The sequence below is a fragment of the Delftia sp. DLF01 genome (assembly GCF_014852125.1).
GTDB lineage: Bacteria > Pseudomonadota > Gammaproteobacteria > Burkholderiales > Burkholderiaceae_C > Comamonas > Comamonas acidovorans.
This window is the reverse complement of record NZ_JACVAZ010000006.1, coordinates 149,950-169,891: the sequence shown is the minus strand read 5'-3', so window position 1 is coordinate 169,891 and position 19,942 is coordinate 149,950. Positions and strand designations below refer to the sequence as shown.

General features: G+C 70.9%; 14 protein-coding genes, 1 tRNA gene and 1 pseudogene. 2 read left to right on the top strand and 14 right to left on the bottom strand.

Annotated elements, in window-relative coordinates; all coding sequences use genetic code 11:
• Nucleotides 1-15: 15 nt before the first annotated feature.
• Nucleotides 16-528 (bottom strand): copper chaperone PCu(A)C, encoded by a 513-nt coding sequence (locus tag IB269_RS26600; RefSeq protein ID WP_013800288.1) that lies wholly within the window; start codon nucleotides 526-528, stop codon nucleotides 16-18.
• Between the two features lie 96 nt (nucleotides 529-624).
• Complete coding sequence (locus IB269_RS26595; protein ID WP_013800287.1) at nucleotides 625-984, bottom strand: hypothetical protein; 360 nt, start codon at nucleotides 982-984, stop codon at nucleotides 625-627.
• A gap of 119 nt (nucleotides 985-1,103) precedes the next feature.
• On the opposite strand from IB269_RS26595, the gene IB269_RS26590 reads away from it, so the two are divergent.
• Nucleotides 1,104-1,766, top strand: coding sequence for a glutathione S-transferase family protein (locus IB269_RS26590; protein WP_012202455.1), 663 nt, complete (start codon nucleotides 1,104-1,106; stop codon nucleotides 1,764-1,766).
• Between the two features lie 18 nt (nucleotides 1,767-1,784).
• Here the strand turns inward: IB269_RS26590 and recD are convergent, their stop codons facing one another.
• The 6 genes and pseudogenes from recD to IB269_RS26560 all read right to left on the bottom strand — a co-directional run bounded on the left by recD (nucleotide 1,785) and on the right by IB269_RS26560 (nucleotide 13,509).
• Nucleotides 1,785-3,977, bottom strand: coding sequence for an exodeoxyribonuclease V subunit alpha (gene recD, locus IB269_RS26585; protein ID WP_192368724.1), 2,193 nt, complete (start codon nucleotides 3,975-3,977; stop codon nucleotides 1,785-1,787).
• Nucleotides 3,974-7,822: an exodeoxyribonuclease V subunit beta gene (gene recB, locus IB269_RS26580; protein WP_192368723.1), complete on the bottom strand. Its 3,849-nt coding sequence runs from the start codon at nucleotides 7,820-7,822 to the stop codon at nucleotides 3,974-3,976. Before recB ends, recD begins: the two co-directional genes overlap by 4 nt.
• Complete coding sequence (gene recC / locus IB269_RS26575; protein ID WP_192368722.1) at nucleotides 7,819-11,343, bottom strand: exodeoxyribonuclease V subunit gamma; 3,525 nt, start codon at nucleotides 11,341-11,343, stop codon at nucleotides 7,819-7,821. The genes recB and recC overlap by 4 nt, the downstream gene beginning before the upstream one ends.
• A 70-nt stretch (nucleotides 11,344-11,413) precedes the next feature.
• Entirely contained in the window at nucleotides 11,414-11,866 is a 453-nt protein-coding gene (locus IB269_RS26570) for a CopD family copper resistance protein (RefSeq protein WP_013800282.1), read from the bottom strand.
• Nucleotides 11,863-12,315 carry an RrF2 family transcriptional regulator gene (locus IB269_RS26565; protein WP_192368721.1) on the bottom strand — a complete coding sequence of 151 codons (453 nt, stop codon included), beginning with the start codon at nucleotides 12,313-12,315 and terminating at the stop codon, nucleotides 11,863-11,865. Before IB269_RS26565 ends, IB269_RS26570 begins: the two co-directional genes overlap by 4 nt.
• 13 nt (nucleotides 12,316-12,328) lie before the next feature.
• Nucleotides 12,329-13,509: pseudogene (locus tag IB269_RS26560) on the bottom strand (NnrS family protein).
• Between the two features lie 121 nt (nucleotides 13,510-13,630).
• On the opposite strand from IB269_RS26560, the gene IB269_RS26555 reads away from it, so the two are divergent.
• Nucleotides 13,631-13,966 (top strand): cupin domain-containing protein, encoded by a 336-nt coding sequence (locus IB269_RS26555; RefSeq protein ID WP_192368720.1) that lies wholly within the window; start codon nucleotides 13,631-13,633, stop codon nucleotides 13,964-13,966.
• Between the two features lie 108 nt (nucleotides 13,967-14,074).
• On the opposite strand, the gene IB269_RS26550 is transcribed toward IB269_RS26555, so the two are convergent.
• From IB269_RS26550 to IB269_RS26525, 6 genes are all read right to left on the bottom strand, one after another.
• Nucleotides 14,075-14,150, bottom strand: a tRNA-Phe gene (locus IB269_RS26550).
• A gap of 66 nt (nucleotides 14,151-14,216) precedes the next feature.
• The gene (locus IB269_RS26545) at nucleotides 14,217-14,888 is read right to left on the bottom strand and encodes a response regulator (RefSeq protein ID WP_012202448.1); all 672 of its coding nucleotides are present in this window, start codon (nucleotides 14,886-14,888) and stop codon (nucleotides 14,217-14,219) included.
• Nucleotides 14,889-14,929: 41 nt separating this feature from the next.
• Complete coding sequence (locus IB269_RS26540; RefSeq protein ID WP_192368719.1) at nucleotides 14,930-17,272, bottom strand: sensor histidine kinase; 2,343 nt, start codon at nucleotides 17,270-17,272, stop codon at nucleotides 14,930-14,932.
• Nucleotides 17,269-17,952: a DUF4390 domain-containing protein gene (locus tag IB269_RS26535; RefSeq protein WP_375708229.1), complete on the bottom strand. Its 684-nt coding sequence runs from the start codon at nucleotides 17,950-17,952 to the stop codon at nucleotides 17,269-17,271. The genes IB269_RS26540 and IB269_RS26535 overlap by 4 nt, the downstream gene beginning before the upstream one ends.
• A complete protein-coding gene (rsmB, locus tag IB269_RS26530) occupies nucleotides 17,897-19,294 on the bottom strand; it encodes a 16S rRNA (cytosine(967)-C(5))-methyltransferase RsmB (protein ID WP_192368718.1) in 1,398 nt (465 codons plus the stop codon). Before rsmB ends, IB269_RS26535 begins: the two co-directional genes overlap by 56 nt.
• The gene (locus tag IB269_RS26525) at nucleotides 19,291-19,920 is read right to left on the bottom strand and encodes a LemA protein (protein WP_034397916.1); all 630 of its coding nucleotides are present in this window, start codon (nucleotides 19,918-19,920) and stop codon (nucleotides 19,291-19,293) included. The genes rsmB and IB269_RS26525 overlap by 4 nt, the downstream gene beginning before the upstream one ends.
• Between the last annotated feature and the right edge of the window lie 22 nt (nucleotides 19,921-19,942).

The window sequence follows — 19,942 nt, the reverse complement described above, 5'->3', positions numbered from 1 at the left end:
TGCAATGGCGCTGGCTCAGTGCGAATGGCCTGCGTGGCCGCCGCCGTGGCCCGCTGCCGGGGCAGCCGCCGCGCCGGGCGCCATGGCGCGCACGGGGACCTGCAGGCTCAGGCGCGAGGTTTCGCCCTTGGCATCCTTGAACACCAGGGTGATGGGCACCTGGCTGTCCTTGAGCAGCGGGCTCTTGAGCTGCTGCAGCATGACGTGGTAGCCGCCGGGCTTCAGGTCCACGGCCACGCCCTTGGGCAGGTCCAGGCCGTCGATGGCGCGCATGCGCATCACATCGCCTTCCATCTTCATTTCATGCACCTCGGCCACGCCGGCGGCGGGCGACTCCACGCCCACCAGGCGCAGCGGCTCCTCGGCCGTCAGGCGCATGAAGGCGCCCGTGGCCTGCTGGCCCGGCACGCTGGCACGCGCCCAGGCGGCGTCGGCCTTGACGTGGGCCGCATCGGCATGGGCATGGGCCAGACCCATGGACAGGGAGGCGGCGATCAGGAAAGGGGTGGTCCATTGACGCAGTGTCATCACGGTTTCTCCAGAAAATTCAATACGTTGCAGCACGGTCTGTGTGCCTTGCAAAAACAAAAGCCAAGCGAAAGAGGCAGGGATTGAAATGGGGAGTCACCGGGGCGGGGCGCGGGCCTGCGGCAAGGCCGGCATGGCCACGCTGTGGACGGAGGCCGGGTGCGCCCGTGGCTGCGCATCTGCCATCAGCGGTGCCGGGGCCGCACTGCACCGGGCGGGCGGCGGCGCCAGCGGGGGCAGGCACAGCGGGCAGTCGATGCCGTGGCTGCCGGCAAGGGCATTGTCCTGACCGGCCGGCGATGGCACCCAGACCGATTCGCCAGCGGCCGAGCACAGGCGCTCCCAGCCCGAGGCACGCGCCAGCGGCGCAAACGCCGATGCCAGCGCCACGCACAGCCACAGCCCCAGCACCCAGCGGGCGCAGGCAGCCAAGGTGGAGGGCAGGCGAAGCGGCATGGCGCCATTCTAGGGGTCTGCCCCAGTCGTCATCTCCGGGACCGCGCCATGCCCTGCCCGCCCCTACCATCACAGGCGCGCACCCTCGCCTTCACCACAAACAACCCAAGGAGACACCCATGCTCACCCTGTGCGGATTCGCGGCCAGCAACTACTACAACAAGGTCAAGCTGGCCCTGCTGGAAAAGCAGCTGCCCTTCAACGAGGAACTGGACTGGCTGGGCGAGACCGACATGGCACTGTCGCCGCTGGGCAAGGTGCCGTACCTGCGCATCGACGACGGCCGTGGCCTGTGCGAGTCGGCCGCCATGGTCGAGTACGTGGAGACGCTGTCGCCCTCGCCGGCCCTGCTGCCGGCCGACGCCTTCGAGGCCGCCAAGGTGCGCGAGCTGTGCGTGTACCTGGACCTGCACCTGGAACTGGTGGCGCGCATCCTCTACCCGCAGGCCTTCTTCGGTGGCCAGGTCAGCGACTCCACCCGGGAGCGCACGCTGGCCCAGCTCGACAAGAACGTGGCGGCCTTCGCCAAACTCGCGCGTTTCTCACCCTTTGTGGCGGGCGACAGCTTCACGCTGGCCGACTGCTGCGCCATCGTCCACCTGCCCCTGGTCAGCGCAGCCAGCAAGATCGTTGGCGGGCGCGACGTGCTGGCCGACCTGCCCGTGCGCGAGTACCTGGCGCGCATGGCCGAGCGGCCCACGGTGCAGCAGGTCAATGCCGACCGCAAGACCAATACGGCGCTGATGATGTCCCGCTACGCCAGCGACAAGACTCCGGCCTGAGCCGCCGCCCTGCCCGCCTCAGTCCTGCAGCCAGCGCAGCAGCCCGCTGGCGCGCTGCGTGGGGCTGCCAACGGCCGAGGCCAGCAGGCCCGGCACCTCGGAGAACAGCGAGAAGGCCTGGCGGGCGCGCGTGATGCCGGTGTAGACCAGCTCGCGCCCCAGCACGCTGCCGCCGCGCGAGGGCAGCACCAGGGCCGTGTGCTCGAACTCCGAGCCCTGGCTTTTGTGCACCGTCATGGCGAAGGCGGTCTCCACATGGGCCAGGCGGCTGACACCGACCGAGCGCAGCTCGTCACCCTGCAGGAAGTACACGCGCAGCGGCTGCCCGGGCCCACCCTGCGGCCCCCCCTGTGCCCCGCCATGCGACCCACCCTGCGCCCCACCCGGCAGCGCAATGCCGATGTCACCGTTGAACACGCCCAGCTGCGCATCGTTGCGCGTGACCATGACGGGCCGGCCCGCATACCATTCGCCGCTGCGGCGGATCGCGCCCTGCGCTTCCAGGGCCTGCTCCACCGCCCGGTTGAGGCCGGACACGCCCCAGTCCCCCTCGCGCACGGCGCACAGCAGCCGGAAGCGCTCGAAGGCCTGCAGCACATCGACCACCCAGGCCCGGTGCGCGGCCTCGTAGCCGCCGTCCGCAGCCGGCCTGTTTTGCAGCGCCCTGGCATACAGCGCATAACTGGCCAGGCCGCCGCGCCCGCGCACGGCCAGTTCGGTCACGGCCTGCACGCCGCCGCCCTGGCGCTCCCAGAGTTCGGAGTGCGTACCGCCTTGCGTGCCGGCATCGAGCAAGGCCTGGGCCTGCGCGGCGTGGCCGGCATTCACGGCGCGCGCCAACTGGCCGATGGGACCACCGAAGCGCCGGCTTTCGCGCAGCATGACGGTGTGTTGCGCAAGAGCCGGAGGCCGGTCGCCTACCGGCGCCGCGAACTGCGGCGGCACCGCCTGGCCGGCCACGCGCAGCGCATAGTCCAGCGTGTCCCGCAGGTAGCGTCCGGCCTGGGCATCGCGGCACAGGTCGCCCAGCACGGCGCCCGCCTCCACCGATGCCAGCTGGTCCTTGTCGCCCAGCAGCACCAGGCGGGCGCCGGCCGGCAGTGCCTCCAGCAGCGCCGCCATCATCTCCAGGTGGACCATGGAGGCCTCATCGACGATGAGCACGTCCACGTCCAGCTGCCGGCCCGCATGGAATCCCCAGTGCCGCGTATCGGGCCGCGCGCCCAGCATGGAGTGCAGGGTGCGCGCCGCGCCCATGCGCTGCACCAGGCCCGCCAGGTCGATCTCGCCGCCCATGCTGCCCTGCAATTGCAGCAAGGCCCCGTCGATCGATTGCTTCAGGCGCGCAGCCGCCTTGCCCGTGGGCGCGGCCAGGGCCACGCGCAGCTGGCCGGCGTCTGGCGCCGTGGCAAACAGCAGTGCCAGCAGCCGCGCGGCGGTATAGGTCTTGCCGGTGCCGGGGCCGCCCGTGATCACCGACAGCCGGCCGCGCAGCGCCAGCGCGCAGGCCAGCTTCTGCCAGTCCACGGGGCCGCCCTCCGCCGCAGGCGGGAACAGGCGGTCCAGCCAGTGGCGGGCCAGGGCTTCGTCCAGCGGCTGGCCGGCCACGGCCTGCGCCGCCGTGCGCTGGATGACATGGGTGGCCACGGCGCGCTCGTAGTCCCAGTAGCGGCGCAGGTACAGCAGCGGCGCGGGGCCGTCGGCACCGGCCAGCACCAAGGGCTGGCCAAGGTCCTCGCCGCCATCCTGGCCCGCGTCGCCGATCACACGCACCACGGGGCTGGCACCCAGCGCCGCCACCCAGCCGGACAGGCGCGCAGGCAGCATCTGCCACAGAGCCTGCTGCGCGGGCAGCGCCTCGGCGGGCCAGGCCAGCACGTCGTTGGGGTTGCCGGCCAGCGGTGCCAGGGGCAGGCAGCTGTGGCCGCGCCCCTCCATCTGCGCCAGCAGCGCGGCGGCCACCAGCGAGGCGGGCCCGGCCTGCGCATCCTGCCCGGCGACGAAGGAGGCCAGCGCCGCATCCAGGCGCCGCAGCAGGCCGGCATCGGCCCAGCGGCGCAGCAGGGCCAGCACTTCATTGGTGTCTGGCGGCACGGCGCCCAGCGAGTCGTCGCCCGGCGGTTCGCCGCCCGGCGAGTCGTCGCCCGGCCGTTCGTCGAACAGGTCCAGCGTGGCCGTATCGACGGTCCGGGAACGGGGGCGCGGGCTCATGGCGGCTCCTGCATATCGGCGCGGCCGGGGCCGAGCAGTTCATCGAGCGCATCGAGCAAGGGCAACTCGGGCGCCATGGCATGCATGCCACCGGCCGGGCCATCGATGCCGCGCAGAAAGTAGTACAGCGCGCCGCCCAGCTGGCGCTGCGGCTCGTAGGCCGTGCCCAGGCGGCTGCGCAGCAGCCGGTGCAGGGCCAGCAGGTAGAGCGCGGCCTGCACGTCGTAGCGGTGGTGAAGCATGGCGCGGGCCAGGGCCTCCTGGCCGTAGGCGGCGCCGTCCGGGCCCAGGTGGTTGCTCTTGTAGTCAAGCACCCAGTAGCGGCCCTCGTGGCAGAACACCAGGTCGGCAAAGCCCATGAGCATGCCGTGCAGCGAGCGCTGGGGCAGCGCGGGCCGGTCCTGCCCCGGCAGGATGAAGCGCCGGCACAGCTGGTCGATGCGCTCGGCCGGCAGCTGGCGCGCGGGCAGCCAGAACTCCATCTCGGACAGTTGCGGGCCCAGCGTGGCCAGCGTGACATCGAGCGGCGCCAGCGGCTGGTGGACCACGGCCGTGAGCCAGGCCAGCAGGTCGCGCGCCTGCTCGCCACGGCCCGCGCGCTCGCAGCGGCGCACCAGGCGATCAGCGAGCGCACCCTGGCCGTCCACGGGCAGGGCAAAGTCTTCGCCGCCCAGCCATTCCAGCTGGTCGTGCACGAAGTTGCCGACCACGGGGCCGCGCAGAAAGCGGTGCCAGACCGCAGGCCCAGCGGCCGGTCCATCCTGCAGGAGCTGCAGGCCGGCCAGGCCGGCAATGTCCGCCAGTTCCGGCGATGGCGGCGGCTCCAGCGCCTGCTCATCCTCGGCCGGGCGCTGCACGGCCACGGGCAGCACGGGCAGGCTGGGGGCGGCCATGGCACGCACCAGGGCCGAGAAGCTGCCGATGCCCCAGCGGGTGTCGAAGCGCGCGTCGTAGGCCGGGGCATCGTGCAGCGGGGTGGCGCCGGCCGGGGGCTGCCAGCGCGTGCGCTGCAGTGGCCCGGCATCCAGGTCGCGCCAGGCCATGTGCGGGTCTTCGCCGCACAGCTGCTGCAGGCCGTCGCGCCAACCCTGGGCCGAGCGCGGCTCGGTGCCGCCCAGCAGGTAGCCGGCTGCGCCCTGCTCGTTCACGCAGGCCTTGCCGTTGCCGCGCTTGAGCGGGGCCAGGCCCAGCCACAGCGCATGGCGCGGGCGGGTAAGCGCCACATAGAACAGGCGCAGGTCCTCGCGCAGCCGCTCGCGGTCGGCCTGGGCAAGCTCCTCGTCGCTGAAGTCCAGCAGCAATCGGCGGGCCGGAGCCGCGTCGTCTTGCGACTCGTCCTGCGCGGACAGGGTCAGGAAGGGCGTTCTGGCCCGTTCCATGGGGCGAAAGCTGCCCGCAAACGGCAGGCAGACCAGCGGGTACTCCAGGCCCTTGCTCTTGTGCACGGTGACGAGCTTGACCAGGTCGGCATCGCTTTCCAGGCGCACCACCTGCTCTTCGCTGCCGCTGCCCGGCGTCTCGATCTGGGTGGCCAGCCAGCGGATCAGGGCCTGCTCGCCCTCCAGCTGGGCGCTGGCGGTCTGCAGCAGCTCGGCCAGGTGCAGGTAGTTGGTCAGGCGCCGCTCGCCGCCCATGGCCGGGTCCTGCAGCCAGCGCACGGGCAGGTCCAGCCGGTACAGGGTCTGGCGCAGCATGGCCAGCACGCCCAGGCGCAGCCAGATGCTGTGCAGTTCGCGCAGCTGCTCGCTGCGCACGTCAAAGGCTTCCTCGTCGGCGGCCAGCCAGGCCAGCTCGTCCAGCGACAGGCCGATGAGCCGCGTGGCCAGGCCCGCGCGCACGGCCTGGGCGTCCAGCGGCGCGGCGACGGCGCGCAGCCAGTACAGCAGGTCATGGGCCTCGTCGCTGGCAAACACCGAATCCTGGTCCGACAGGTAGACCGAGGCCACGGCGCGTGCCTGCAGCTCGCGGCGCACGGCGGCCGCCTCTCGGCCCGTGCGCACCAGCACGGCGATGTCGGCAGGCCGCAGGCGCACAAGGCGGCCATCGGGCTGCACAAAGCCGGCCTGCGGGTCGGCCAGCCACTGCACGATCTGCTCGGCGCAATGGGCCGCAAAGCGGCGCCGCACCTCGTCGGCCGACAAAGGCAGGGGAATGCCGGTGTCCTCGTCGCGGCCCGCGCTCCAGGCCACGGTGAGGGCGGGCATGGCGCCGTCGCGCGTGTGCAGCTGTTCACTGCGCCCCTGGGCGGCCACGGGCTCGAACGGCAGCGGGTTGTGGCTGCCGCGCCGGAACATGAAGGCGCCCTCACCCGGCCGCTGCTCGGCCTGCGCGAACCAATGGTTGACGGCGCCCACCAGCGCCTCGGTGGAGCGGTAGTTGGTGCCCAGCACGTAGTGGCGGCCCTCGGTGGCGCGGCGCGCCTGCAGGTAGCTGTGGATGTCGGCGCCGCGAAAGCCGTAGATGGACTGCTTGGGGTCGCCGATCAGCAGCAGAGCGCTGTGCGGGTCGTTGGCCGCCGTGCGGTAGATCTGGTCGAACAGGCGGTACTGCAGCGGCGAGGTGTCCTGGAATTCATCGATCAACGCCACCGGGTACTGGGCCAGGATGCGCTCGCGCAGCACGGCGCCGTTGTCGCCGGCCAGGGCCGTATCCAGGCGCTGCAGCATGTCGGCAAAGCCGAAGCTGCCAGCCTGGCGCTTGAGGTGGGCCAGCCGCTGCGCCACGCGCGCGGCCGCATGCAGGCGCACGGCCACGCTGACGGGCGGCAGTTGCTCCAGCTGCACCAGCAGCGCCTGCAACTCGTCCAGCTCCAGCGGCATGAGCACATCGCCGGCCGATCCCTTGAAGGCCTCGGCCAGGCCCTCGGGGCTGAGGCGGTGGCGCGCGGCCTCGGTCAGCGCCAGCGGGCCGTCCAGCGGCGCGCGCGACCAGTCGGCCAGCGCGGCCAGCCAGCCGGTGTAGCGCGCGGGCTGCAGCTTGCGCTTGTCCCACAGCGCGCCATGGCCGTCGAGCTGTCCATCCAGCCACCGCTGCAGGCGCTGTGCCTTGTCGTCCCAGCCGGCCGCCAGGGCCAGCAGGCGGCTGCGGCGCTGCTCCATGGCGCGCTGCAGGCAGTCGGCCAGGCTGCCCTCGCCCGCGCCGGGCACGGGTGGCTCGCGCAGCAGGGCGCGCATGTCATCGACCAGGGCGCCGACGTGGGGCCAGATCTTCAGGACCTCGTCCAGCAACTCGTCGGACAGCGGGTAGCACTGCTGGCGCCAGTAGTCCTGCGCGGCCTCGGTCTGGCGCTGGCTTTCGTCGGGCTCCAGCGTTTCGTCGAAGAGGTTGCCGCTGTCGAAGGCATGCTCGCGCAGCATGCGCTGGCACCAGGCGTCGATGGTGTGGATGGCCGCGTCGTCCATGCATTCGGCCGCCATGGCCAGGCGCCAGGCCGCGCGTTCACGGGCCGCGCCTTCGGGGTAGGCCTCGCGCAGCGCGTGCAGGAAGCCGTCATGGGGCGCGGGCTCGGCCTCGCCGCGAAAACACTGCACGGCCTCGATCAGGCGCTTGCGTATGCGGTCGGACAGCTCGCGCGTGGCCGCGCGCGTGAAGGTCATGACGAGGATGTCGGGCGGCATCAGCGGGCGCTCGAAGGCCGTGCTGCTGATGCCGTCCAGGCTGCCCTCGCCATGCCCCAGCACCAGGCGCAGGTAGAGCGCGGCAATGGTCCAGGTCTTGCCGGTGCCGGCGCTCGCCTCGATCAGGCGGCTGCCCCACAGCGGGAAGCGCTGCGCGTCGAGCACATGGCCGGTCACGTCGCCGTCCACATCGCCGGTCACGGCGCCGATCATTTCGCTCGCGCTCATTGCGCCTCCCCCTGGTACGGCAGGACCTGCACCTGCGCGGCCACCCAGTCGAGCAGCGGCGCGTGGGCGGCATGGGCCAGGGCCTCGAAACGGCCATCGGCGCTCAGGCGTTCGAAGTCCGGGTAGCAGCGGGCCCAGGACGGGTCCTCGCCTTCGCCGCCGACCAGATGGCCGCCCTCATAGGCCTGCTGAGCCGCAGCGGGAAAGCCTTCGGCCATGGCCAGGCCGCTGCGCAGCGGCAGGGGCAGCGGGCCGTTCTGGCCTTCGCGCCACAGGGCCATCAATTCACGCAGCCGTGCCAGCGCGTCGGAGGGGTCCATGGGCAGGACCTGCACCAGGCCGTCGCGCGCCACCACGCGCAACTCGGCCTGCGAGCCGCTGGCGGCCAGCGCCAGGCTGCGCAGGTAGACCGGCATGAGCTTGTCGGCATGGGGCCTGCCCTTGGCATTGAGCAGGTTGCGCGGGTCCAGCAGCAGCCAGCACCGTGCGTCGTCCGCATCGGGGGACTCTTCGGTTTCGCAGGACTGGCGCAGCCCGTCGATCCAGTCGTCGAACACCAGGCCATCGTCCTCGATCAGCAGCCGCCTGCGCGGCGCGGGATGGGCATACCGATCCAGTTGCTGGCGCCAGGCCCGCAGCGAAGGCGTGACCGAGGACTGCAGCGCCCGCGCGCCGCGCTCGCCCAGCCCCGCCAGCGGCAGCCGCCCCGAGCGCGTGAGGCGCGCCACGGCCGCTCGCACGCTGTCTTCCATGGCCTGGGGCGCCTGCCCGGGCTCGTCCAGGCCGGCCGCCACCTGCTGCTGCAACTGCTGCACCAGAAGGTATTCGGTCAGGCCGTCGAGCTGGAACAGTTCCTCGTCCACCACGGGGTTGTCCTCCTGCTCGAAGCGCACCTGCAGGCGCTGGCGCAGGTAGGCGCGCGCCGGGTGGCGCAGGAAATCGGTGAGCCGGGCCAGCGTCAGCGGCGCCGAGGCGTCGGGGACAAAGGGCGGGCGCGGCTGCGCGGGCAGCGCAGGCAACGCGTCCGTGCCGTCAGACTGCGCATGCGCGGCCCGCCATTCGCGCGCATAGGTGGTCCAGGGCGAGCCTTCTTCGAAATAGCGGCGACTGAAGGGCTGCAGCGGGTGCTGCTGCGTGCGCTGCGCCAACAGCGGCTGGCCGCCTTCGCCGCGCCAGCCCGTCTCCAGGTAGTCGCGCAGCTGGGAGACCAGGACCGAGGGCGGCTGCTCGCTGTTGTCGCGCACATGGTGGCCGGTCCAGCTGATGTAGAGCGCGCGGCGTGCGGACAGCAGGGCTTCGAGCATGAGCTGGCGGTCATCGTCGCGGCGCGCGCGGTCGCCGGGGCGCTGCTGACCAGGCAGCGCCATCAGGTCGAAGTCGCTGCGCATGGCGCGGCGCGGATAGTCGCCATCGTTCATACCCAGCAGGCAGACCACCTCGAAGGGAATGGCCCGCATGGGCATCAGCGTGCAAAAGGTCACGCCACCGGCGCGAAAGCGCTGCGACAGCGAGGGCTGCTCCAGCGCCTGCATCCAGGCCTCCTGGGCCACGCCCAGTTCCACGGCGTCCGCATAGCCGGCCTGCTCGCAGGCTCGCTGCCAGTCCGTGAGGGCGGCGTCCAGCGCGGCCAGCATGGCCTCGTCCTCATCGTCCTGCGCCTTGAAGAAGTCCTGCAGCAGTGCGCGAAAGCGCTGCGCCCAGACCTCGGGCGTGGCGGGCCGCCCGGCCTCGCGCCACCAGGCCAGCATGCGCTCCAGCAGCGCAGCCAGCACGCCGGCCAGCTCGGCCGACAGGCCGCCCACTTCGTCATAGGGCTCGATGCCGCCGAAGGCCTGGCCGTCCTGCGCCACGCCGCCGGCATAGCCCAGCAGCATGCGCTGCAGGCCGAACCAGGCACTGTTGTGCTCGCCGCAGGCCTGCAGGCCCAGGGCGCCGCGCTGCGGCGCATTGAGTCCCCAGCGGATGCCGGCCCCGGCCATCCAGCGCGTGAGCTGGGGCAGGTCGTCGGCCGCCAGCCCCATGCGCGCGGCAATCGCTGGGACGTCCAGCAGATCGCACAGCTCGCTGAGCCGGCAGCGCTGCTGGGGCAGGCGCAGCAGCCATTGCAGGGCCACGGCCAGCGGGCTGCTGGCGCGCGCACCCAGGTCGGCGATGTCGAAGGGAATATGGCGCGGGTCATGGCGGCCGTACTGGCCGAAGACCGCACGTATCGAGGGCGCGGCCGTCTCTATGGACGGCAGCATGACCACCACGTCACGCGGGGCCAGCGGCGCTTGCCCTGGCTGGGCAGGATCCGGTGGCCGGGCCAGCATCTGCAGCAACTGGTCGTGCAGCACTTCCAGCTCGCGCACCACGCTGTGGGCGCTGTGAAAGACGATGGAGCGGTCGGCCCGCGCCACCTCCAGCGGCGGGTGCTCGGCCAGCGGCACCAGGTCGCGGATGCGCTGCTGCACCTGGGCCAGCAGCGGCGCGGCGCGCAGGTCCTCGGCATCGGTTTCGTCGAACAGGTCCACGCGCGGCATCTGCAGCTGCGCGGCGGCACCCGTGGTGTCGAAGGCGTCGAGCTGGCGCACATAGTCGCGGCTTTGCCGGCCCCAGGCGGCCAGCAGCGGATGGGCGTGGGCGTGCATGGCCTCCAGCGGCAGCTGCGCCAGATCGCGCCCTCCGCGCAGCGGCTGGCGGCGCCGCGCCATGCGCAGCAGCTCGCGCCCGTCGATGGCGTCGGCCCAATGGAAGCGGCAGGGATTGGGCACGGCCAGCAGCACCTGGCTGTGGCGGGCAATGGCGGCCAGGAATTCCAGCAGGCTCAGCGGCAACTGGCTGATGCCGAACACCACCACGCGGCGCGCCAGCGGCGCGGCCGGCGCCTCGCCGGACTGCAGCGCGGCCAGCACCCTGCCCTGCAGGCGCGCGCGCGTGGCGCCGCGCTGGTCCTCGTCCAGCTCGGCCAGCACGGCGCGCCACAGGCGCGGCTGCCACTGCTGGCCTTCGGGCACCGGGGCGTCCGCCACACCAGGGCGCAAGGGCATGGGCAGCAGGTCATGCCCGGCCTCCCAGGCGTCCAGCCAGTCGGCGCGGTAGATCTGGTATTGGTCGAAAAGGTCGGCCAGGCGCTGGGCCAATTGCAGCAGCCGCTCGGGCTCGCCGGGGCGCAGAAAGCCTGCAATGGGGGCGAAGGCCGGGTCATGCAGGCACTGCGGCAGCAGGCGCATGAGCCGCCAGGTCATGGGCGTCTTGTCCAGGGGCGATTCGCGCGGCACGGCCTGGCGGCCCAGCACCTGGCGGTAGCTGCGCCAGACAAAGCGCGCGGGCAGTTCGACGCGCGCGGCGGCGCACACGCCCAGCTGCTCGGCCATGCGCATCTTGAACCACTCGGCCATGCCGTTGCTCTGCACCAGCACCACCTCGGGCTCCAGCACATCCAGCGGGTGCGCAGCCAGCCATGCCAGCACCGTGTCGGCCAGCACCTCCGTCTGATTCCCGTGCAGGGCGATCAAGCCCGGCTGCCAATGCGATGCCACCTCTGCGCCCCCGTGCTCCAAGCCATGCGAGCAGCGAGCTTAACGCGGGCAGGGCCTGCCTGCAGGCTGATTACCAATGCAGGTAGAACATGGCCTTGGCCAGCAGCACGATGGCCAGCACGTGGCAGAACACGCTCAGGTGCAGGCGGTGCGAGCGGCGCCCGCCAAGCACACCGCGCCGGCGCCACCACATGGCCGCCAGGAAATGCCCGAACACGCTGAGCGCCAGCACGATCTTGAGCGCCAGCAGCAGGCCGAAGCTGCTGGCCAGCGGAGCGGCAAAGGCGGCAGCCAATGCCGCGCGGTGCTGCCAGGCCAGCCCCAGCCCCGCGCCGTACAGCACCATCAGCACCCAGGGCATGACGGCGACCGCGCGGTCGCCCAGCGCCTGCTCGGTGGCGCGCGCCACGGCAGCGGGCAGGTGGCGGCGCGCCCCGGCCAGCAGCACGACTTCGAAGAACACCGTGCCTGCAAAGGCAATGGCCGCCAGCAGGTGCAGGGTCAGCAGCAGTCCGTAGCTCATGCGCGGCTCCTGTGCGTCAGAGGCAGGGGCAGGGGCAGGGATGCGGGAGCCGGCAGCAGATCGGCCAGCGTGAAGCCGTCCAGATGGGCCATGAAGCTGTCCAGCGCCCCGCCCAGCACGCCGGCCAGCCGGCAGTCCTGCGCAAGCGTGCAGGCCGGCGGGCTGGTGCCCGTGAAGCATTCGACGATGGCAAGGTCCGGCTCCATGCCGCGCACCACGTCGCCCAGGCCGATGTCGGCCGGCGCATGGGCCAGGCGCATGCCGCCGCCCTTGCCGCGCACGGTCACGATCCAGCCGCGCAGCGCCAACTGGTGCGTGACCTTCATGAGGTGGGCTTCGGAGATGGCATGGGCCTGGGCGATCTCGGCAATCGTGCACAGCCGCCCGGGGTGGCGCGCCACATGCATGAGCAGGCGCAGCGCGTAGTCGGTCATCAGGGTCAGGCGCATGGCAGGCCTGCGATCATGCCTGCCGGTCGGCACGCGGGCGCACCAGCAGCGGGGCGAAACGCCACAGGTACAGCGCAAAGGCCAATACCCAGGCTGCGGCCGAGGCATGCAGCGCCGCCAGCGACAGCGCCGTGGGCAGCAGGGCCGCCAGGCGCAGCACGGCAGCGGCAATGACCAGGGCATAGGCGGCGACCATGCTGCGGTCGGTGCGCAGCGGCAGGCCCAGGTGGCCCATCGACGTCCGTGTGCACATGCCGATGATGAGCAGGGCAAAGCCGCCCGCACCGATCACATGCACGGGCCAGGCGGGGCGCAGCACCCATCCGGCCGCATGCGCGCCGGCCACCAGCAGGCCCGCACCCAGCGCCGCGTGGCCCAGGTAGAGAATCCACAGCAGCGGCACGTGGCGCACGGCCTGGGGCTTCCAGGCCAGCACCTGCCACAGGGCGATCAGGCCGGCCACGGCCAGGCCGGCGGCCAGGCCCGGCCACCAGCCCGCCAGCAGGCAGGCGATGGCCACCACGCCCGCGCCCAGTTGCCACTGGCCGCTGGCCGTGTGCATGGGGATTTGCAGGCCGGACACGGCGCGCATGGCGAAGAAGGGGATCACGCGCCGCGCGATCAGCAGCGCGATCACGGCCATGCACAGCAGGCCAGCGTTGAAGCGCTGCATGAGCGCGCCGTAGTCGCCTTGCCAGATGGACCACAGGTACAGCGCATCGGCCACGCCCAGGCCCGCCAGCAGCAGGGGCAGCCCGTAGTTGCGCCGGCTGCGCGCCACCTGAATGGCACGGCGGCCCAGCAGAAGAAGGCCGTCTCGCACAGCGCGGCGACCGCAAAGGCCTGCGGCCCCGGCAGCAGGAAGCCTGCGCGGGCCACCAGCCACAGCAGGCACAGCGCGCCCAATGCCCGGCCCTGCAGGGGATTGCGCCCTGTCCAGTTGCTGCCCGCCGTGAACAGAAAGCCCACGGCAATGGTGGCCACGAAGGCCCACAGCATCTCGTGCGCATGCCAGAACACGCCGGGCATGCGCCCGGCGATCCACTGCGGCGCATAGACCCACAGCGCCACCGACAGTGCAGCCCAGAGGCAGCCCAGCAGGTACAGCGGCCGGAATCCCAGCTCCAGGAAAGCCTTCCATTGCGGAGCCTCCCGGGTTCGCAGGGGTTCCTCCAGTTCCAGCCATTGCGCCATGATGTCCACTCCTTCCGGCCCGCCGTGCGCCTGCATAAGATGTATTCAGCGTACATCTTCAGGCGCGCGGGCGGGGCCGCTGCGGCACCACCTTCTGACCCACATCAAGCAGGAGCCAAGCATGGCACTCAAACACGCAAAGCCACTGGATGTCATCGCCCTGCACGCACGCGACGGCATGCACATCAGCACCAGCCTGATCAGAACGCCCCAGCTGCAGCTGCTTCGGCTGGTGCTGCCGCCCGGCCATGCACTGCCGCGCCACCAGGTGCCCGGCGAGGCCACCATTCACTGCCTGGCGGGCGAAGCCGGCATCGCCACGCGCGTGGCCAGCCTGCGGCTGGTGGCCGGCTCGGTAGTGCTGGTGCCGGCGGGCGAACCCCATGACGTGCACGCCCGGGGCGAACAGGGCTGCGTGCTGCTGGTGACAGTGACAATGCAGCCGCCCCCCGCCTGAGTGACTGAAGCGTGTGGCCTGGGCGTGCTGAACAACGGCAGGCTTTTCAGCAGCACAAAGAAAAACGGACCGCTTCTTGCGAAGCAGTCCGTAATTTTTTACTGAATTTGGTGGCCTGGGACGGAATCGAACCGCCGACACAAGGATTTTCAATCCTCTGCTCTACCGACTGAGCTACCGGGCCGAGAACTAGATTATATGCAGGATTTTTTGACCCAAAAACGAAAAAGCCAAAATTCCTTCAAAAAGTCTATCCGCGCTTGTTGCGGCCCAGGTCCACGCCCAGCTGGCGCAGCTTGCGGTACAGGTGGGTGCGCTCCAGGCCGGTCTTCTCGGCCACGCGTGTCATGGAGCCGCCTTCACGTGCCAGGTGGAATTCGAAGTAGGCCTTCTCGAAGCCGTCGCGCGCCTCGCGCAGCGGGCGGTCCAGGTCGAACCCCTGGTGTGCATGCGGCACGTTGTTGTCCACCGGCACGCGGCTGGCCGCAGGCGTGACCACGGCCGCAGTGTCCGGCTCGACCACCGCCACGGGCGCTGCAGCCGGTGCCTGGCTGGCGGCGTTGCGCGCCAGGCCCTGCTCCACGGCCTTGAGCAGCTTTTGCATGGTGATGGGTTTTTCGAGGAAGGACAGCGCACCGATGCGCGTGGCCTCCACGGCCGTCTCGATGGTGGCGTGGCCGCTCATCATGATCACGGGCATGGTCAGCAGACCTGCCGAGGCCCATTCCTTGAGCAGCGATACGCCATCGGTGTCGGGCATCCAGATGTCGAGAAGCACGAGGTCGTAGGTGTTGGAGGCGCGCGCCGAGCGTGCCTGACCGGCGTTCTCGGCCACGTCCACACTATGACCTTCGTCGTTGAGGATTTCCGACAACAAATCCCGGATCCCCAGTTCGTCGTCGACCACCAGTATGTTTGCCATGTGTCTTAAGCCTATGTGCTGAGGCGCGGGGGGCGTCAGGCCTATCCTGTACGCTCAGGCGCAAATGATAGCGACACTTGCGCACCTTGAATCACCCCGTCGTCTTCCCTGTTGCCCAGGTCGATGCGGGCGCCATGCTCGTCTGCGATTTTCTTGACCACGGCCAGGCCCAGGCCGGTGCCTCGCACCTTGGTCGTGACGTAGGGCTCGAAGGCCCGTTGAAGGATGTTGGCGGCAAAGCCCGTGCCGCTGTCACTGATGCTCAGGCGCACGCGACGCGCGGACTCGTTCCAGCGCGTCTCTATGGTCACGGGGCCGGGGGGCTGGCCGCTTTCCTGCGCGCGCTGGGCCGTGGCGTCCTGGGCATTCTGCAAAAGATTGTGAATGACCTGCCGTAGCTGCTGGCCATCGCCGGAAATCGGCGGGCATTGCGGGTCCAGCACGCAGTCCACGCGCACTTCGGCGTTCTCTTCCCCATACAGCTGGAGCACATCGGTGACCAGCGCGTTGAGGTCCAACGACTGCAGGTTGGCGGCGGGAAGGCGCGCGTAGTCGCGGAATTCATCGACCAGGCGCTTCATGGCGCCGACCTGATCGACGATGGTCTTGACGGACTTGGCCAGCAGCGCCTGGTCAGCCGGCTGCAGCTTGTCGGTCAGCCGCATGGCCATGCGCTCGGCCGACAGCTGGATGGGCGTGAGCGGGTTCTTGATCTCGTGGGCCACGCGGCGCGCCACCTCGCCCCAGGCCTGGGCACGCTGGGCCGAGACGATTTCCGAGATGTCGTCAAAGACCAGCAGGCGCTGCGCATCGGGCAGTTCCGCACCGCGCATGACCAGGGTGGTGGTGTGCTGGATGACGCCGCCATCGGTGGAGGCATGCAGCTCATGCACCAGTTGCCAGCGATCGCGCCCCTGCTCGCCCAGGAAGAGCGCGAACTGCTCCTGCACGACTTCGCCGAACTGCTCCAGCCCCGGCACCTGGGACAGCAGCCGGCCTTCATGGACGGCCATGGGCGCGCGCAATATGCGCGTGGCGCCGGGATTGCTCAGCACGATGGCGCCGCGCGCATCCAGCACGATGACGCCCGAGGTGAGGTTGTCGAGGATGGTCTGCAGGTTGCCGCGTGCGGCATCGAGCTGGCCCATGCTGCGGTTGGCTTCGGCGCGGGCGTCGGCCAGTTGCTGGGTCATGAGCGCAAAGGAGCGCGTGAGCCCGCCGATCTCGTCGCGCGTCTGCAGCGCCGGCTTGGGCCGCAGGTCGCCGCGCGCCACGTCGCGCATGCCCTGGGCCAGCAGCAGCAGCGGCCTGGCCAGCTGGTTGCCCAGCACGATGGCCAGCACCACGGCGCCGAAGACGGCCAGGAACAGGCTGAGCGTGAGCGTGCCTATGTACATGCGCTGCAGGCCACCGCGTGCCAGCGCGCGCTCCTGGTATTCGCGGTTGGCTGCCTGCACGGCCAGGGCATTGGTCACCAGGGCCTGCGGCAGTGCAATGGTGGCCTGCAGGTAGCGCGGCTCGGTCAGCAGGCCCACGCTGGGGTTGGGCACCAGGGCCAGTGTGCGGACCTGGGCGCCGGGCGCGGTGGCGCCGGGCTGGGCCATGCCGTCGTCGTCCAGGCCTTCGATGCTGGCCACGGCGCGCTGCTCGCGCAGCGAGCGCAGCATTTGCGCGCTGGGGCGTTCGGGCTGCAGGTTGAAGCGCGACTGGCCCACGCTGGCGATGGCGCGCAGGCCCGCAAGGTCGCCGCTGCGGGTGGTCTGCGTCGGGCCCATGACGGCAAGCTCCGATGCACTCCACAGCACGACATCGGTGGCACCCAACTGGTCGCGCACGCGTTCCAGGATCAGCGCGGCGCCGGCATCGGAGACCTGGGACAGTTGGGCGCCTGCGGTGCGCGTGTTGTTGGCCATGTCATTGGCCACGGTCTCCAGCGTGGCACTGGCCAGGCTGACGCCGGCCGACAGCGCGCCCTCGACCTGCACATCGAACCAGCTTTCGATGGAGCGCGAGACGAACTGGTAGGAGACGATGTAGATCAGCAGGCCCGGCACCAGGCCCACCAGCGTGAAGATGCCGGCCAGCTTGAGCAGGAGGCGGCTGCCGAAGCGCCCGCGCTGCAGCCGGATGGCCAGGCGGATGCCGCCCCAGGCCAGGATGGCCAGCAGCAGGCCTGCCACGACCACGTTGGCGGCGAACAGCCAGTTGTAGTTGCGCTCGTAGTCCAGGCGGTTGTTGGTGGCCAGGGTGAGCAGGAACAGCAGCAGCACGCCGACCAGGCCCATGAGGCCGGCGCCCACGCCCACGGCCCAGCGCGTGCCGCGCGACAGGCCGGCCGAGGCCGGCAGGGCCACGCGTTCGTCGTCGGCCGAGGCCCTGCTCATGGCGCGTCTTCCAGCATCTGGGTGCGCGACAGCTGCAGGTTCCAGCCCGAGCGGCCCAGCGCGCCGATCTGCAGCGGCCTGGGCAGCTGGGACAGGTCGATGCGAAAGCGCAGTTGCACCGATACGCCCGATTGCGTGGGCGCCGTGTCCATGATCTTCCAGCGCGAGATGCGCTGCATGGAGGCCAGCGCATCGTCCAGGCTTTCGAAGGTCTGGCCCAGCGCCAGCCCCAGGCCGCTGCTGGAGAACGGGGTGCTGGAGATGTGCAGGCGCCAGCGGCGCGTCAGCGGCTGGTGGCTGAGGCGGTAGTGGCGGCTGGCGGTGGCCAGTTGCTGATCGGACCAGTACCAGCGCTCGCGCTGGATCTGGGCATCGGCCACGAAGTACATGGGGATGCCCTGGCGCAGCGCATCGTCGATCTGGTAGGGCAGCTCGAAATGGAGGTTGGCCGACAGCAGCAGGCCGTCTTCGGAGCGATCGAGCTGCATGGGGCCGATCTCGGCCGTCAGGGCATCGGCCCTGGCCTGCAGGCCCAGGCCCGCCAGCACGCCGGCCAGCAAAAGCGCCCCGGCCAGCCGCGCCAGCAGGCGCAGCCAGGCTGGCGACCAGGCCCGATGGGGGGGGTCAGCGCGTCTTTTGCAGCAAGGCGTAGAAGAAACCGTCGTGGTCACCCAAAGCATTGTCAGCCAGCATGCCGGCTTTGTCGGCTTTGCCCGGGATTAAATGCCCCGGTGCCGCCAGGGTTCGCGCCTCACTGTTGCGTGTAACAAACGCTTGAACCTGTGCCTCGCCTTCTTCCCTGAAGACCGAGCAGGTGCAGTAGAGCAGGCGCCCGCCGGGCTGCAGCAGGGGCCACAGGGTGTCGAGCAGGCGCGCCTGGATCTCGGCCAGCTGGCGCACATCGCTCTCGCGGCGCAGCCAGCGCACGTCGGGCTGGCGCCGCACGATGCCCGAGGCCGTGCAGGGCGCGTCCAGCAAGATGGCGTCGAACCGCTGGCCGCCGCATTGCGCATCGAACCACTGGTCGGGCCGGGATGCATCGGCCACCACCACGCGGGCCTGCAGGCGCAGCCGCCCCAGCGTGTCCGCGATGCGCGCGGCGCGCTCGGCATCTATCTCCAGCGCCGTGACCTCCAGGGTCTGCGGGGCTGCGTACTCCAGCAGGTGGGCCGTCTTGCCGCCCGGGGCGGCGCAGGCATCGAGCACACGCAGCGCGCGGCCGGCGGGCTGCTCCAGCCCCTGCAGCAGCAGCGGCGCGGCCAGTTGCGCGGCCGCATCCTGCACCGAGGCCAGGCCTTCGTCGAAGCCCGGCAGGGATTGCACCGGCAGGGCCTGCTGCAGTTGCAGGCCGCTGTCGGCCACGGCCAGGGAAGGCACGTCCATGGCCTGCAGCGCTGCCTGGTAGGACTGGCGGTCCGTTTGTTGGCGGTTGACGCGCAGCGTCATCGGCGGCTGTTCATTGTTGGCCTGCAGGATGGCTTGCCAATGATCGGGATGGTCCTTGTGCAGGCGGGCGATCCACCAGGCCGGGTGGTTCCAGACGGCCTGCGGCTGGTCGTCGGTGGCGGCGACCAGGGCATCGCGCTCGCGCAGGAAGCGGCGCAGGCAGGCATTGATGAAGCCGGACTGGGCGCGCGTGGGCCCCTGCTTGGCAGCCTCCACCGTCTGGTTGACCAGGGTGAATGGCGGGTACGGTGCCCGGGACTCATCCCAGGCCAGGGCCAGGGCCGTGTTCAGCAATGCGCTGACGCGCGGCGGCGGGTTGCGCGAGGCCAGCTGCTTTTGCAGCGCCTGGGCACGGCCCAACTGGCGCAGCACCTGGAACAGCAGCGCCTGGACGCCGGGGCGCAGCGGCTGCGCCACGCGCGCCAGCACGCTGCGGCTGGACTGGCCTTCAAGCACGGACTGCAGGCATTGGGCGACGGCGTCGAGCTGCTGCCAAAGAGGAGGTGCGGCCGATGCGGCATGCGCCTGCGAGGGCGCCGCAGCGCGGCGCGGGGAAGAATGCGTGCGTTGGTTCATGTTCCACTTTCCTGTGCCTTGCTGGCGACAGGCTCGACCAGCAGGCTGCGCACCGGGCGAAAGCCCAGCAGCCAGGCCAGCAGCCTGGCCGGATATTGCGCAATGGCGGCGTTGTAGCGCTCGGCCGCGGCGTTGAATTGCTGCAGTCCCAGGCGGTTGCGCACCTGGTGCTCGGTCCAGCGCTGCTGCCAGGGCTGCAGCGGATCGGGGTCCGGCGATGGGGCATCTGATGGCGCAGCGCCAGTGCCAGCGGCGCCGGCGCCGGTATCAACGGCGACCTTGGTCATGGCCTGCCAGGCCACGTCCAGCGCCGAACAGGCGTGCTCCAGCGAGGCCAGCGCGGTCTCGCGCAGCGGCCGGCCACGGGCATCGACCAGGGCCGCCTGCAGCTGTGCGGCGGTCTGGTGCAGTGCGGCCTGGGCATGCACAAGGGCGGGGCTTTGGCCTTCGGCCTTGGGCTGGGCCTCGAAGGCCTGCAGCATGGCATGCCACTGGCCCAGGTGCGCATCGAGCGCTCCGAACTGCTGCACGCAGCCGCTGCGCAGCCGGGCCAGCCGGTTGTATGCGCCGACGGCCCAGAACACCAGCAGTGCCAGCAGCATCCATTCAAGAGACAAGGACCACATCGTCTGCAATGGCCCGGCCGGA